This window comes from Streptomyces sp. NBC_00306 (genome assembly GCF_036169555.1).
In the GTDB taxonomy this organism is placed as follows: Bacteria; Actinomycetota; Actinomycetes; order Streptomycetales; family Streptomycetaceae; genus Streptomyces; species Streptomyces achmelvichensis.
The window spans coordinates 7,214,901-7,229,462 of the sequence record NZ_CP108032.1 but is presented as its reverse complement, the minus strand read 5'-3'; the positions used below and the strand labels follow the sequence as shown (position 1 = coordinate 7,229,462).

The following is a 14,562-nucleotide window of genomic DNA, read 5'->3' as shown; positions in this document are numbered from 1 at the left end:
AGGAATCAGGGCAGCGTACCTCCGCCGTCAGCGTCCGAACAGCTCGAAGGCGACCGCCGGTCGGCCACCGAACCGCGCACCGACGGCTTCCGCGCTGCCGACGAGGAAGGTGCGGCAGTACTCCTCCGGGTCCTCGTCGGTCAGGACCTCGATGTAGCTGCGATGCTCCAGGAGCGAGCGGACCGAGCGTTCGAGGCCCGCGGTCGCGTCGACCGCGTGCGTCGGCGTGGTGGAGCCCGCGACCGCCACCCAGCGGACGCCGTTCCACGGCTGGAGACCCTCCTCGGAGATGAGCTCGGGGAAGATCCAGCGGTTGCCGGCGTCCCCCGCCGCGTCCAGCGTCGCCCGGCCCACCGCCCGGTGGTCGGGGGTGTTCCAGGCGACACCGCCCCAGGTGTCGCGGTGGTTGAGGGTGATGACCAGTTCGGGACGGTGGCGCCGGATCGCCGCCGCGATGTCCCGGCGCAGGGAGACGCCGTACTCGATCACGCCGTCCTGGTGGTCCAGGAACTCCACCGTGGACACCCCCACGACCGCCGCGCTCGCCCGCTGCTCCCGCTCACGCAGCGGTGCGCACTCGGCGGGCGCGATGGTGTCGATGCCCGCCTCGCCCCGGGTGGCGAGGAGATAGGAGACCTCGCGCCCGCCGTCGGTCCAGCCGGCGATCGCCGCGGCACAGCCGTACTCCAGGTCGTCGGGGTGCGCGACGACGGCCAGTGCTCTCCGCCAGTCGTCGGGCATCGGTTCCAGCTGATCCGTCACGGGAGCGCTCATGGCCGCAGGATACGTCGCTGACCTGGCGTCAGCACGGCCCGCGAACCGTGCGGGTCGGTCCTTGCCGGGTGCTGCGCGGGGCAGCGGCTCTCCCCGGCAAGTCGGCGGATCAGAGCTCCCCGCGGGCCAGGCCGAGCAGCCGGTCCAGGACCCGTGAGCCGCTCGCCCGTACCCCGTCGTGTTCGTACTCGTCCGTGACCCAGGTGCGCAGCCCGCGGACGGTACGCGCGGTCCGCAGCGAGTGCTCGGTGTCCACGTACATGTCGTCGTGGTAGACGGCCGCGGCGACCGGCACCTGGTTGGCGGCCAGGCGCGTGGCGTCGTACAGCGGTTCCCAGTCGGTGCGGGCGGCGAGCGCGTCGGCGCATTCGCGCAGCGGCCGCAGGGCCGGATCCACCTCGAAGTGCCAGGGGTGGACCGACTCCCCGGTGAACAGCAGCGGGCCGTCGCCCGCGAGGGCCGTCGCCGCGTCGAACTGCGGGAACTCGGCGCGCACCCGCTCGGCCGCCCAGTCCGTCGCCCGCTCGCCCTGGGCGTAGATCGCCTCGTGCAGGACGGCGTAGAGCGGATGGGCCGCGAAGGACAGTGCGGCGAGGACCGCTTCCTGGAAGGCGTCGGAGAGTTCGTGCCGGCGGCCCACGCGGACGAAGGCGCTTTCCAGCAGATAGTGCAGTTGGTGGCTGCCGTCCCCGGACCCGAGAAGGATGCCCAGCGACTGGAAGGCCTCGGGGGTGAGCGTGTAACCCCCGGGCAGGACCGTCGGGTGCTCGGCAAGGTGGGCGGCGATCCGGCGTGCCCGCCGGATGTCCTGCGGGTAGCGGGCGTAGTGGGCCTCGGCCTTGCGCTGGATGCGGGGGTACGCGGCGCGGTAGACGTCGTCCGCGGAGGCGTCCAGCGAGGGCAGTCCCCCGGTGACGAGTACGGCGCTCAGCCCCTGGGGCGCGGTGGAGAGATAGTGCGTGGCGCAGAATCCGCCGAAGCTCTGGCCGAGCACGGTCCAGGGCGCACCGCCGGTGAGGCGGTGTCTGACGACCTCGCAGTCGCGCACGATGCTGTCGGCCCGGAAGCGGGCGAGGTGCTCGGCCTGGGCCTCGGGTCCGCCGCGCTCCGCCAGCGTCTGCCGGTTCTGCGGACCGGAGCGGCCGGTGCCGCGCTGGTCGAGCAGGAGGACGCGGTACTCCTGCACCGCGCGGCCGAGCCAGGCCTGCCGCCCGATGAAGCGGCGGGCGCCGAAGCCGGGACCGCCCTCCAGATACACAAGCCACGGCAGCTCGTCCCCGGCGCGCGAGCCGGCGACGACCTCGCGGCCGAACAGTTCGAGCTGCTCGCCACCCGGGTCGCGATGGTCGAGAGGGACGGCGAAATGCCGGTCGGTGAGGACGACTCCCGGCTGGCGGTATGTGCTCACTGGTGCTCCTGTTCTGTACGCCCCACGCCCGCCCATGGGATCACATGGGCGGGCGCGAGTCGCAGGGAACGGAGGTCAGCCGGTCGGGAAGTTGTCCGCGGACCGGATCCGGTCACGGACCCACGCACCGGCGGGCTTCAGGGGCCCGGTGCCGGTCCAGGGGCCGTTGCTGTTGCAGGTGCCGTCCTTGAAGACGGCGCCGGAACGGCTGTCGTCGGAGTAGTTCCAGTTGACCCAGCTGATCTTCTTGCTCGCCATCAGATCGATGTACTGCTGGGAGCGGGTGAAGTTGTTCCCGCCGTCGCCGGAGGCCGTCTGGGTGCCGAACTCCGTGACGAACATGGGCAGTTTGTCGGCCGCGCGCGAGAGTGTGTCGAGGTACTCGCCGTCGTGCGACGCCGCGTAGAAGTGGAAGGTGTACATGATGTTGGCCGCGTTGACCGGGCTGTTCACGATCTCGGTCTCGTCGGCGCCCTCGGAGACACCGAGGGAGGACCAGGCGCGGGTGCCGACGAGGACCGGGGTGTCCGGGTCGTTCTGCCGGATGACCGGGATGAGCTGCTCGGCGTAGCTCTTGATCCGCGACCAGCTCACTCCGCTGGGCTCATTGGCGATCTCGTACAGCAGGTTGTTCTTGTTGCCGTGGCGCTGGGCGATCTCGGTGAAGAACGTCTTGGCACGGGCGAGGTTGTGGTGGGGGTCGCCCGGGGTGAGCATGTGCCAGTCGACGATCGCGTACATGCCCCGCGCGGTGGCCTGTTCGATGATCGAGTGGACCATGTCGGTGAACCTGCGCGGGTCGGTCTCGTAACCGCCCTCCTGGATGTACATGGAGATGCGCAGGACGTCGGCGTTCCAGTCGGTCGCCAGGGCGTTCAGCGAGCCGGTGGTCACACACTGGTTGTACCACTGGAGGCCATGGGTGGACATGCCGCGCAGCTGGATGGGCTTGCCGTACTGGTTGCAGAGCTTGGTGCCGCAGACCCGGAGCTGGCCGTTGATCTCCACGGGGGTCCGGCCGACGGGCGGCGGGCCTCCGGCGTCGGTGGCCAGGCTGTCCACATTGGGGCCGCCGTTGGCGGTGGTCGCGGTGGCCCGGACGGTGTTGGCGCCGGCCCTGAGGGCGGCGGTGACGGTGGCGGTGTTCCAGGAGGTCCAGGCTCCGGTGCCGGGGAAGGCCCGGTCGGCGGCCACGACGGCTCCGTTGACGGTGATGGTCATCGGCCGGTTGACCGTGGTGCCGTTGGCGTAGCGGAGGGTCAGCGTGGTGCTGCCCGCCTGTGCCGCGTTGACGGTCCACTCGACATGACTGCCGGTGCTGTTGTTGTAGTTGACGAAGCCGCTGCCGGTGAAGCCGGCGTGGTTGGACTCCACGACTCCTTGCGAGATGACTGCGTTCTCGGCCTCGTGGGTGACGGCGGCCGCCGCTTCCGGGGCCTCGGCGGCCGTGGGGGCCGCCGGTGCGGTGGGGGCCGTGGTGAGGCCGAGGAGCAGAGCGGCGGCGAGGGTGCCGACGCCGCCGAGTGAGCGTAACCAGTTCCTTGACGGTCTCATGGGTCTCCGTTGCCTGTTCGTGAGGGGGGCCCGGACTAAAAGGAAACTTTCCTAACCGGATGGAATAGCAGCCCGGCTCCCTCGCTGCAAGGGCCATGACAAGAATGATCGGGAGCCGAGTTCGCGCATGACTCGGACAGTCGCGGCCCGTGTGCGCGGCCGCGGACCCGCTTCTAGCGTGAGGACATGATCCGGTTCGAGCAGGTCAGCAAGGTCTACCCGGACGGCACGACCGCAGTCGACGGCCTGTCCTTCGAGGTCGCCGAGGGGGAACTGGTCACGCTCGTCGGCCCCTCGGGCTGTGGCAAGACGACCACGATGATGATGGTCAACCGGCTGATCGAGCCGACGTCGGGCCGCATCTTCGTCGACGGCCGGGACATCTCGGGTGTCGACCCCGTCGCACTGCGCCGCCGGATCGGCTACGTCATCCAGCAGGTCGGCCTCTTCCCGCACCGGACCGTTCTCGACAACACGGCGACCGTCCCCGCGCTGGTCGGCTGGAAGAAGGCGAAGGCACGCGCACGGGCGGCCGAACTGCTCGATCTGGTGGGCCTGGACCCCGCGACATACGGCTCCCGCTATCCGGCGCAGCTCTCGGGCGGTCAGCGCCAGCGGGTGGGTGTCGCCCGCGCCCTGGCCGCCGACCCACCGGTTCTGCTGATGGACGAACCGTTCGGCGCGGTGGACCCGGTGGTGCGCGAACGGCTGCAGAACGAGTTCCTGAGTCTCCAGGCCACGGTCCGCAAGACGGTGCTCCTGGTCACCCACGACATCGAGGAGGCGGTACGGATGGGGGACCGTATCGCCGTGTACGGAGAGGGGCGCATCGAGCAGTTCGACACCCCGGCGGCTGTGCTCGGGACGCCTGCGACCCCCTATGTCGCGCACTTCGTCGGTGCGGACCGCGGGCTGAAGAGGCTCTCGGTCACGGTGATCGAGGAGGACGACCTGGAGCAGCCGCCGGTCGCGCGTCTCGACGAGACGGCGAGATCGGTCGCGGACCGGCTCCGCGAGGAGGATTCCCGGTGGGCGGTGGTGCTCGGCCCGGGCGGCGATCTGCACGGCTGGGTCTCCGCGGACGCCCTCGCGAACGCCGGTGAGCAGGGCACGGTCGGCGAGCTGGCCCGCCGGATGGAGGCGTGGGTACCGCTCGGAGCGCCGCTGAAGCAGGCGTTCAGCGAGATGCTCCAGCACGACGCGGGGTGGGTCGCCGTGGTGGACGGCTCCCGCTTCGTGGGAGTACTCACCCCGGCGAAGCTGCACGAGGCACTGCGCCGTTCCGTGGACGCGGACGCGCAGGGAGTGGGGCGCGACGAGGTGGACTTCGACTCGGTGTCGGACGCGTAGGGCGGGACGGTCGCGGGCCGGCCGGGTCGACTCGCCCGCAGGGAATCGCCTGCTCGACCCCGAGGAGCGCAGGGGCGGATGACTGTTTCGCTTCGCTGCCCAACCACGGTGCTCTGTACGGCTATTGATGGACCATGAGGTATCCGTCGACCTGCCCACGACCTCGCACCCGGCCGGCGGCGTGCACGGCGTCGGTTACGGTGCTGGGTGTGGTGATCACGGGAGGGGACACGGCGGCACCAGGTACCGCGTTGCTGATCGCGGCCGCGCCGGTCGGTAAGGGGCGTCTGATCGACGCGAGTTCGGTGCTGCCCGCGCTGGCCGCCGTACCGCCGAGCGCGCTGACGGGCACCGCCGCCGCGACGGTGGTCGAACTCGCGGACCCGCTCGACCCGCAGACCGTTCTGACCCGGATCCGGGCGGCGGCCGCCGCCCAGGGCCCGGTGTTCCTGTACATCGCCGGTCAGCTCCAGCTCGACCGCAAGCAGCGGCTGCCCCACTTGGCGCTCGCGCGGTCCACCCCCTCGACGATGCGGTACACCGCGTTGCCCTGGCACTGGCTCGGAGCGGAGTTGATGATCAGACGGCCCGGCACCACGACGATGGTCGTGGATCTGGTCGCGGACGCGGAGACGTGGCCACGGGTGACCCGGGAAGGACTCGGTCTGGGCGCCGGCGTGCATCTGTACGGCCGCGTCGCACCGCCCCCGCAGCGCGGGGACGCGGTGGGCCCCGCCTACCTCGCGGCCTGCGCCTCCATCTGGCGCAGCGGCTCCCGGCCGACCCTCGCGGCGCTGCATGAGCAGGCGGCGCTCCAGGCGGGGGTGGACGGTGCGCTGCTGCTGGCGCCGGCGGCGGGCACGCCACCGCATGGAACGACGGTGGGCGGCGGGTACGTTCCCCTCCCGCACGGGGCGAGCGAAGGGGGCGGGTACGGAACCCTCCCGCCCGTGGCTCTCCCGGTGGCCCCTCCGGTTCCGGCGGACGGTGCGTACGCGCCCGTCACCACCGTCCCGTATGCGACGGCACCTGCCGGAGCGGGCGGCGGCGCCCAGACCGATGCCCGGCCGGCGCCGCTTCCCATCGCGGCCGTCGTCGCGGCCGACCCACTCGCGCCCCTGCCTCTGACCCCCGGCGCTCCGGCGTCCCTCCTCCCCGCGCAGGCCGCCGGCAGCACGATCCCGACGGCCGCGGGGTCCGGTGCGGCCTCGGTGAGCGGTCCCGCCGACGGTGGCGACCCGCATCCCGGCATCCTCGCCGCCGCACACGCGGGGCGGCATCACGAAGCCGCGGCGGCCGCCGCCTCGTGGGAGCAGCAGGCCCTGCGCAGCCACGGTGCCGCCTCTCCCGAAGCCCTGCACTGGGTCGAGGTACGCGCCGATCTCGCTCGCCTCGCGGGTGATCCCGCCCTCAGCTGCGAGTTGTGGATGGCCGCTGCCGAGGCCCGGCTCACCCGGCAGCAGGCCGCCGATGATCCCGATGTCGAGGGCGCCGTCGACCGTGCGCACCACCAGTGGGAGCAGATCAGGGACGTCGCACGGGCACGGGCGCTGGCACCGGGGCTCGTCGGCCTGCGGCGCCGCGTCCCGGGCCGCCAGCGCGGGGCCCTACAGGTGTTGCAGCGGCGCCTGGAGAATCTGCACGCCGAGCGCCCGGCCGGCCGCGGCACCTCCTGACCCTCTCGGAGGTGTGGTGGTGGTCACACGCCCCCGACCCGCGCGGCCCACGGGCGGCCCCTGAAGCACTGGCAGCGCGGCTGTGACGTACGCCCTGTCGGCGCTCCGGTGGACGCCCTTACGCTGGCCGGCCCCGCACGCCCCGGGCACGCGAGTCCTCGCGACCCGACCACGCAGTGGTGACAGCATCACGGCGGGCACAGGGAAAGGACCGTCCACCATGTCCAGCCATCTCTCGCCGGTCATCGCCGCCTCCGCGCGCTGGCTGCTGTCGGCGTTCCCGCCGGCGGCCGGCCCGCTGAACGACGCCCTGGCCGAGGCCCAGGCACGGCATGCGGTCACCATCGCCGCCGCCCTGCGTTACCCCACCGCGCTGGACGCCGAACTGCTGGACCTCCTCGGTCCCGGTGGCTCCGGCCGGCTGGACGCCGTCACCGGCGCGGACACCCACCCGCTGTGGGCGGCGGAGTTCGACTGGCGCACACGGGTGGACGAAACCGTCGTCAGCTGGGCGGCCTGCCTGCTGGCCGACGCCGATCTTGCCGTCGTCGCCGCTGCCTGCACGGCCGCGACGCATCACGGCGCGGGCGGTGTGGGCGGCGGCATGGGCGGTACGCGCCGGCTGACCGTCCCGAGCCCCCGGGATCACCGTGCCGCGCCGCTGCTGCGGCATCCGGACCTTCTCCACCCGATCGCGGACCTCCACCGCGCGGCACTGATCGAGCTCCTCACACCGGCCCCCACGGCTGCGGCGCGGGGCGGCGCGTGACGTCGTGGTCGGGGGGCATGCGGTCCCGTCACGTACCGGACCTGGGCAGCAGGCCCTTGGACTCCAGGTAGTCCCTTGCCACGTCCTCGGGCAACCGCCGCCAGCTGTCCACCTGTTCGTTCATGGCCGCCAGATCCGCCGTCGTGAGCACCGAGTTGAGCTTGCCTAGTGCTTTCGTGACGCCGGCGCTCCCGGCACGTGAGCGGTTCACCACCGGCACGATGTAGTCCGCGTTCTGCAGATGCTTGTCGTCCGCCAGCAGCACCAGTCCGAATTCGTCGAGCGTCCCGTCCGTCGTCGTGGTCAGCACCATCTGGTCCTGTCCGCCCTGGACCGCTTGTTTCGCCTGCGTGGTGCCGACGCCCTTGGGATCCACCGCGGTGATGTCGATGCCGTACGTCTTCTTCAGCCCGGGCTCGCAGTACGGCCGCTGGACGCACTCGTCACCGGCCGCGAGCCGTACGGGCCGGCGCGACCTGCCCAGGTCGCTCAGCGTCTTGAGCCCGTACTTCTTGGCGAACGCCGCGCTCACCGCGAACGCGTTCTGGTCGACGGCCTTCCCGGCGTCGAGCACGGTGAGACCGCGGGGCGTCGCCAGCCCCCGCAGGGCCGTCATCGTCACGGCGAGATCGGGCGAGCCGACGGTGCCCGCCTTCGGTCCGTTGGCCTTGGCGTTCAGCCAGTCGGCGAAGGTGGCGGCGTACTCCGGCACCACGTCGATCTGCCCGCTCTCCAGGGCGGGTTCGTAGATCTCGCGGTTGGTCACGGACAGAATCTCGGTGCTGTAGCCGGCGGTCTGGAGCAGCAGAGCGTACATCTGGGCCAGCAGATCGCTCTCGGTGAAGCCCGCGGATCCGATCGTCAGATGCTTGCTGTCGCCGGGCGACTCGGTGACAGCGCCCTGGTTCTCCAGCGACGGGCCCGTCGCACAGGCCGTCAGGACCGCAAGCGAGGCGACGGCGAGGGCATGGCGGGGCCTCATCCGCCGCTCCCCCGCACCCACCCGGGCGCCAGCCGCTGCCCCAGTTCGAACAGGCCCTCCACGAGCAGGGCGAACACCGCGACCAGCACCGCCCCGGCGACCACCTGCGGGGTGGAGGCGAGGTTGAAGCCCGCGGTGATGATCCGTCCGAGTCCGCCGCCGCCCGCGAGTGCGGCGATGGTGGCGGTGGCGACCAGCTGCACGGCCGCGATCCGCACCCCGGTCAGGATCAGCGGCAGTGCGAGCGGGATCTCCACGCCGAGGAGCATCTGGCGGCCGGTCATTCCCATGCCGCGGGCCGCGCGGACGACGTCCTGGTCGACTCCGCGCATGCCCACGTAGGCGTTGGTCAGCAGCGGCGGAACGGCGAACAGCACCAGCGCGATGATCGTCGGCCAGGAGCCGTAGCTTCCGATCGGGCTGAGCAGCAGCAGGACCAGTACGGCGAACGTGGGCACCGCGCGCCCGACGTTGGAGATGTTCACGGCCAGCGTACCGCCCTTGCCGAGGTGCCCGAGGACGAGAGCGACCGGCAGGGCGATCAGACAGCTCAGACCGAGGCATACGACGGTGAGGAACAGATGCTCGCCGAGCCGGTTCCAGACGCCGTTGGCGCCCGACCAGTTGGCGGCGCTGGTCAGCCAGTCCCAGGCGGCTGAAAGGGTGTTCATGCCTGACCCCGTCGCGTCCAGGGCGTGGCGAACCGCTGGACGAGCAGGAGCAGCAGATCCGCGACGACGGCGATGACCACGCAGAGCAGGGAGGCGGTGAGCACCTGGGCCTTGAAGTAGGTGTTCATTCCCGCGTAGATGAGGTTGCCGAGACCGCCATAGCCGACGATCGCGCCGATGGTGACCAGGGAGACCGCGGAGACCGTCGCGATCCGCAGTCCCGCCATGGCGGCGGGCAGCGCGAGCGGCAGTTCGACGGCGAGCAGCAGGCGGATGGGGCCGTAGCCCATTCCGCGTGCGGCCTGCCGGGTCTCCTGCGGTACCGCGCGCAGTCCGGCGAGGATGTTGCGGACAAGCAGGGTGAGCGAGTACAGGACCAGACCCGCGATGACGAGCGAGGCGGAGAGCCCGTAGGCGGGGAGCAGCAGCGAGAACATCGCGAGCGACGGGATCGTGTAGAGGACGGTCGTCACCCCGAGCACGGGGCCGGCGGCCCAGCGCCAGCGGCGTGCCGCGACGGCGAGAGGGACGGCGAGCAGCAGGGCGAGCGCCACCGCGATCAGCGTGAGCTGGAGGTGCTGGAGGACGGCGTCCCAGAGGATCTCACGGCGGGTGGACACATACGCACCGCAGATCCAGTCATTGTGCGCGAGGCAGTCGTCGGGGGTCGCGGTCACCTGTTCATTGCAGCCCGGCCCGGTCCCTGACCGCGCGTTCTGCTCGCCTGTCCGGGTGCCGGCACTTCCCGACCGGTACCCGTGGGAGGCCGTGACCAGGTGATCCAGATATGTGATCGGACACAAGTTACCTAAAGGTATGTAGTGACTTCCCATGCGGGCAGCAGTAGAACGTGTTCCCATTCGTCAAGAGTGAGGAACATCACATGACCGACGCTCACCTGCACGACAAGACCCCCAAAGGCGTGTCGCGCCGCCGATTCATCACAGGAACCGGTTCCATTCTGGGCGCCGTGACTCTGGCCGGTCACACCACCCCCGCCCAGGCGAAAGCCGCCCTCGCGCCCGCCCCGATCCCTCCGGGCGCCCATGTCCCGGCCCTCGTGATCGGCACCGGGTACGGCGGCTCGGTCGCCGCCCTTCGTCTCGCCCAGGCAGGCATCGACGTGCACATGGTCGAGATGGGGATGGCCTGGGACACCCCCGGTCCGGACGGCAAGATCTTCGCCAACACCACCAAGCCAGACAGACGCTCCTACTGGCTGCGCACCAAGACCAAACAGCCCCTCAGCAACTTCCTCGGCTTCCCGATCGACAAGGCCATCCCGCGCTACACCGGGATCCTGGACGCCGAGGAGATGGGCGGGATCATCGTCTACCAGGGGCGCGGAGTCGGCGGTGGCTCCCTGGTCAACGGCGGAATGGCGGTCACACCCCGCCGCGAGAACTTCCCGGCCGTCCTCCCCTCGGTCAACACCGACGAGATGTACAACGTCTACTACCCACGCGCGAACGCCGCGCTCGGGGTCAGCACCGTCGACCCGGCCTGGTTCGAGACCGCGGAGTGCTACCAGTACGCCCGGGTGGGCCGCAAGCACGCCCAGCGCTCCGGCTTCCCGTTCGTGTTCGTGCCCGACGTGTACGACTGGGACTACATGAAGCAGGAGGCAGCCGGCACCGTTCCCAAGTCGGCGCTGGAGGGCGAGATCCTCTACGGCAACAACTACGGCAAGAAGTCCCTCCAGAAGACCTACATCGCTCAGGCCAGAGCGACCGGCCGGGTCGCCATCTCACCGCTGCACAAGGTCACTTCGGTCCGCCCGGCCGCCGCGGGCGGCTACACCGTCGTCATCGACGAGATCAACACCAACGGCGACACGGTCACCACCAAGAGCGTGACGGCGGACAGGGTGTTCTTCGCGGCCGGCAGCGTCGGCACCAGCAAACTCCTGACCAAGCTGAAGGCCACCGGCGCGCTGCCCGGCCTGAACTCCGAGATCGGCAAGGGCTGGGGCGACAACGGCAACGTCATGTGCGGCCGCGCCAACCACCTGTGGGACCCGACCGGCAAGCTCCAGTCGTCCATCCCCTGCTCCGGCATCGACAACTGGGCCGCCGGAGGCGCGTTCGCGGAGGTCGCACCGCTCCCCACCGGGATCGAGACGTTCGCCTCGTTCTATCTGTCGATCACCAAGAACCCGCACCGCGCCCAGTTCACCTGGAACGCCGCGACGGGCACCGCCGATCTGAACTGGCAGACGGCCTGGAAGCAGCCGTCCATCGACATGGCCAAGACGATCTTCGACAAGATCAACGCGAAGGAAGGGACCATCTACCGGACCGACCTCTTCGGCGCCTACAAGATCTGGGGGGACCACCTCACCTACCACCCGCTCGGCGGCGCGGTCCTGAACAAGGCGACCGACAACTACGGCCGCCTCCACGGCCATCCGGGTCTGTACGTCATCGACGGATCGCTGATCCCCGGCAACACCAGCGTCAATCCGTTCGTCACCATCACGGCGCTCGCCGAACGGAACATCGAGAGAATCATCGCCGCAGACCTGTAGGAACCGACTGACCGGCGCAGACCTGTAGCAACGAACCGACCGGCGACGACCGGCGGAGGCCGAGGGACGAGCCTTCACGCGGGTCGGCCGGGAGCCGGGGCCGGCCCATCTCACCGAGCGGCCCCGGACACCTCAGTGGGGCAGGACGCATACCGCGTCGAGACCCAGCACATGATTGAGCCTGCCGAACGCCAGCCAGGAGCCGATGCTCATACTCAGCTCCACGATCTCGTGCTGGCTGTAGTGAGCGGTCATCCGGGTCCAGAACTCGTCGTCGAGGCCGTGGTGATCCAGGGCGTACCGCTCCGCGTACTCGGCGGCCAGCCGGGTGCGGTCGTCGAAGGCCTCCGTGGTGCGCCACTGCGTCACCGCCTCGGCGAACTCGTCCTCGACCTTCTCGCCGTCCCGGTCGGTACGCCAGTCGAGGCAGAAGAGGCATCCGTTGATCTGCGCGATCCGCAGCCGTGCGGCCTCGAACTCACGCAGTCCCAGGGTCGTGTGCTCGTACACGGACAGCGAGAAGTTGGCGGCGGCCATGCCGATGCCCGGGACCATCTCGCCCCAGACATAGCCGATCGGCTCCTGGCCCTCGGGAATGTCGATGTTCATCGCCGGCTCCTTCCGAGCCTGCCGACTGCGGCGCGCAGTGGGACGTCCAGTGCGTCATAGAGTCCGGGTTCCGCTTCCACCAGCCAGTCGATGGCGTTGACCAGCCGGCCGACCGCCGTGGCGTTCCCGCCCGCCGACCGGTTCTCCCCCTCGTCGGTGGCCTCGACCGTGACCTCGATACGCGGGCGGCCCTCGATGATCACCCGGTGTGCGCCGGCGCCGTCCGGCGGTGTGGGCCAGTGGGGAGCACAGGACGGGTGGATACGGGTGACGTGCTCGATGACGATGCGCGGCTCACCCTCGACGATGCCCTGCACCTCGAACCGCACGGCCCCTTGGGTACCCGCCTCGAAGTCGCCCATGGTCCTGGTGCTGACCGTGGTGTCGAGGGGGCACCGGTCCAACGTCTCGCGGATCTCGTTGAGTTCGACCCCGAGCGCCCTGGCCATCAGCCGTATCTGTCCGCCCCACACCATGGTGGGGATCGACGGCGCCAGCATCAGCGGCTCGTAGTCCATCGGCTGGCCCATGCCGACCAGATACCGGACCGAGTCCGGCTGGTCGTAGGTGGAGTAGTCGAAGATCTCCTGGCACCGGATCACGTCCACGGACGTACCGAGTCCGCTGATCAGCAGTGGCAGTACATCGTTGCCCCACCCCGGGTCGACGCCGGAGACGAACAGTGATCCGCCGCCGTCCGCGATGGCCGCCAGGACCGGGTCGCGCAGTTCCTGAGGGGCGTTGCGCTGGTCGTAGAGCGCGTACAGCGCGGGAGTGACGACGACCGCGCCGGCCCGGACGGCCCTGACGATGTCGGCCTGGGCCTCATCGGGGCGGATGTCACCGGAGGCCGCGTACACGACGGCGCGTGGACTCGCGGCCAGCACCGTGTCGATGTCGTCGGTGGCCGTGACGCCCAACTCTTCGCTCAGGCCCGCGAGATGGCCCGCGTCGCGGCCCACCTTGTCGGGGTTGTGGACGATGACGGCCGCGAGCTTCAGCGCGGGATGAGCCTCGACGGCGCGGATGGCCGCACGGCCGACATTGCCGGTACCCCAGACCACCGTGGAAATCATGCGGCGGAGGGTAGCGCGGGGCCCTTGACGTTCCTAGAGCCATGAACGACCCGAAATGAGGAGTCGCACGACGGATCGCGACGCGAGCGCTGCGGGCCCGGGTGCGAGAAGCACCCGGGCCCGCCCGCCACCGTGACGAACCGTCAGGCGGCCTGTACTGCTGTGCCCGCCGTGGCCGGCGCGACACCGAAGATGTCCACTGCGTGGTAGTACGTCCAGGCGGTGCTGTTGCAGGCGGTCCTGGTCGCTCCCGAGTAGCCGGCGCAGACGCGCTTGAGGTCCTCGTAGAACGCCGAGTCGATACGGGACTTGTTGGCGGAGAACGTGCCTGCGGCCTTGTAGTTGCGGTACCCGAAGTCATGGCGGGCGCAGGCCGTCTGGAAGGGGAAGCCGAACGGGTTGTCCGGCGAGGAACTGCAGTAGTCCGTCGTCCAGTTGAAACCGTACGCGGCCCAGGCGCCCTGGTTCTGGCGGGCGGCGTTCCACGCGTTGTAGCTGGAGGCGCTGGTCTGGGTCCAGGAGCTGAGGACCTGCGGCTTGTCGGCCGGTGCGGCCGAGGCGGACGTGGCGGGGATCAGTGCCAGGGGTACTGACAGGGTGACCACGGCGAGAGGGAAGGCGAAACGGCGGCGCATGCGGAACCTCCGTGACTGGGGCCTTGTCGCCTCGCGGGCTCTCACGAGGCACGTTCAGCGTGACGTCATGTCCCTGTCAGGGATAGATGGCGGATGTCACGTGCCACTGAATTTCCCTCGGATTCAGTTCGGCGCCTCCGCTCTTCGCCGGCCGAGGGGCGAAAGTTCAGGCGAATGGCCCCTCGGCCCGGCGGCAACTCCGGTATGGAGAAGGGTCAGCAGGGAGGAATGCCGGCTCCCGGGTCCCTGCCGACGTTGACGTTGCCGCCCCGGACCCACGCGCTGGAGCAGATGTGGCCGATGCCGTAGTCGAGCACGGTGCCGAAGTACCGGACGTCCGTGGTGTATCCGCCCGCCGTGACGCGCGGCCGCGCTGGTAGCACTCGACGCCCGCCTCGGTCTCCCTCGTCGTGGTGCCCATCAGCCTGCTGCTGGTGGTCGGCGCGTCACGGATGTTGCTGTGGGCCTGCACGGTGGTGGCCGTGCCCGTGACACGGGTCCCCGTCGCCTGCGCGGTGCCGGTGGCACCGA

At 70.5% G+C, this 14,562-nt stretch carries 14 protein-coding genes; 4 read left to right on the top strand and 10 right to left on the bottom strand.

Annotated elements, in window-relative coordinates; all coding sequences use genetic code 11:
* Positions 1–27 precede the first annotated feature (27 nt).
* The 3 genes from OHA05_RS32345 to OHA05_RS32335 form a co-directional block, all read right to left on the bottom strand.
* The gene (locus tag OHA05_RS32345; RefSeq protein WP_313942698.1) at positions 28–774 is read right to left on the bottom strand and encodes a PIG-L deacetylase family protein; all 747 of its coding nucleotides are present in this window, start codon (positions 772–774) and stop codon (positions 28–30) included.
* A 109-nt stretch (positions 775–883) separates the two neighbouring features.
* A complete protein-coding gene (locus OHA05_RS32340; protein ID WP_328862500.1) occupies positions 884–2,182 on the bottom strand; it encodes an alpha/beta fold hydrolase in 1,299 nt (432 codons plus the stop codon).
* A 75-nt stretch (positions 2,183–2,257) separates the two neighbouring features.
* Positions 2,258–3,736 (bottom strand): cellulase family glycosylhydrolase, encoded by a 1,479-nt coding sequence (locus tag OHA05_RS32335; protein WP_328862499.1) that lies wholly within the window; start codon positions 3,734–3,736, stop codon positions 2,258–2,260.
* A 186-nt stretch (positions 3,737–3,922) separates the two neighbouring features.
* Here OHA05_RS32335 and OHA05_RS32330 point away from each other — a divergent pair, with 186 nt between their 5' ends.
* From OHA05_RS32330 to OHA05_RS32320, 3 genes are all read left to right on the top strand, one after another.
* The gene (locus tag OHA05_RS32330; RefSeq protein ID WP_313942701.1) at positions 3,923–5,086 is read left to right on the top strand and encodes a betaine/proline/choline family ABC transporter ATP-binding protein; all 1,164 of its coding nucleotides are present in this window, start codon (positions 3,923–3,925) and stop codon (positions 5,084–5,086) included.
* Between the two features lie 209 nt (positions 5,087–5,295).
* Positions 5,296–6,762: a hypothetical protein gene (locus tag OHA05_RS32325; RefSeq protein WP_328862498.1), complete on the top strand. Its 1,467-nt coding sequence runs from the start codon at positions 5,296–5,298 to the stop codon at positions 6,760–6,762.
* A 220-nt stretch (positions 6,763–6,982) separates the two neighbouring features.
* Positions 6,983–7,531, top strand: coding sequence for a hypothetical protein (locus tag OHA05_RS32320; protein WP_313942703.1), 549 nt, complete (start codon positions 6,983–6,985; stop codon positions 7,529–7,531).
* 28 nt (positions 7,532–7,559) lie between these two features.
* Here the strand turns inward: OHA05_RS32320 and OHA05_RS32315 are convergent, their stop codons facing one another.
* From OHA05_RS32315 to OHA05_RS32305, 3 genes are read right to left on the bottom strand one after another with little or no spacing between them, the layout of a single operon-like run.
* A complete protein-coding gene (locus OHA05_RS32315) occupies positions 7,560–8,513 on the bottom strand; it encodes an ABC transporter substrate-binding protein (RefSeq protein WP_328862497.1) in 954 nt (317 codons plus the stop codon).
* Positions 8,510–9,184: an ABC transporter permease gene (locus OHA05_RS32310; protein WP_328862496.1), complete on the bottom strand. Its 675-nt coding sequence runs from the start codon at positions 9,182–9,184 to the stop codon at positions 8,510–8,512. The genes OHA05_RS32315 and OHA05_RS32310 overlap by 4 nt, the downstream gene beginning before the upstream one ends.
* Positions 9,181–9,861 carry an ABC transporter permease gene (locus tag OHA05_RS32305; protein ID WP_328862495.1) on the bottom strand — a complete coding sequence of 227 codons (681 nt, stop codon included), beginning with the start codon at positions 9,859–9,861 and terminating at the stop codon, positions 9,181–9,183. Before OHA05_RS32305 ends, OHA05_RS32310 begins: the two co-directional genes overlap by 4 nt.
* 206 nt (positions 9,862–10,067) lie before the next feature.
* Between OHA05_RS32305 and OHA05_RS32300 the strand changes: the two genes are divergently transcribed.
* Entirely contained in the window at positions 10,068–11,711 is a 1,644-nt protein-coding gene (locus OHA05_RS32300; protein ID WP_328862494.1) for a GMC oxidoreductase, read from the top strand.
* Between the two features lie 132 nt (positions 11,712–11,843).
* On the opposite strand, the gene OHA05_RS32295 is transcribed toward OHA05_RS32300, so the two are convergent.
* The 4 genes from OHA05_RS32295 to OHA05_RS32280 form a co-directional block, all read right to left on the bottom strand.
* Positions 11,844–12,320, bottom strand: coding sequence for a carboxymuconolactone decarboxylase family protein (locus tag OHA05_RS32295; RefSeq protein ID WP_313942708.1), 477 nt, complete (start codon positions 12,318–12,320; stop codon positions 11,844–11,846).
* Positions 12,317–13,396, bottom strand: coding sequence for an NAD(P)H-dependent amine dehydrogenase family protein (locus OHA05_RS32290; protein WP_313942709.1), 1,080 nt, complete (start codon positions 13,394–13,396; stop codon positions 12,317–12,319). The genes OHA05_RS32295 and OHA05_RS32290 overlap by 4 nt, the downstream gene beginning before the upstream one ends.
* Positions 13,397–13,539: 143 nt before the next feature.
* Positions 13,540–14,031, bottom strand: coding sequence for a phospholipase (locus tag OHA05_RS32285; protein WP_313942710.1), 492 nt, complete (start codon positions 14,029–14,031; stop codon positions 13,540–13,542).
* Positions 14,032–14,246: 215 nt separating this feature from the next.
* On the bottom strand, positions 14,247–14,414 hold the full coding sequence (locus OHA05_RS32280) for a hypothetical protein (RefSeq protein WP_313942711.1): 168 nt from the start codon (positions 14,412–14,414) through the stop codon (positions 14,247–14,249).
* Positions 14,415–14,562: the final 148 nt, after the last annotated feature.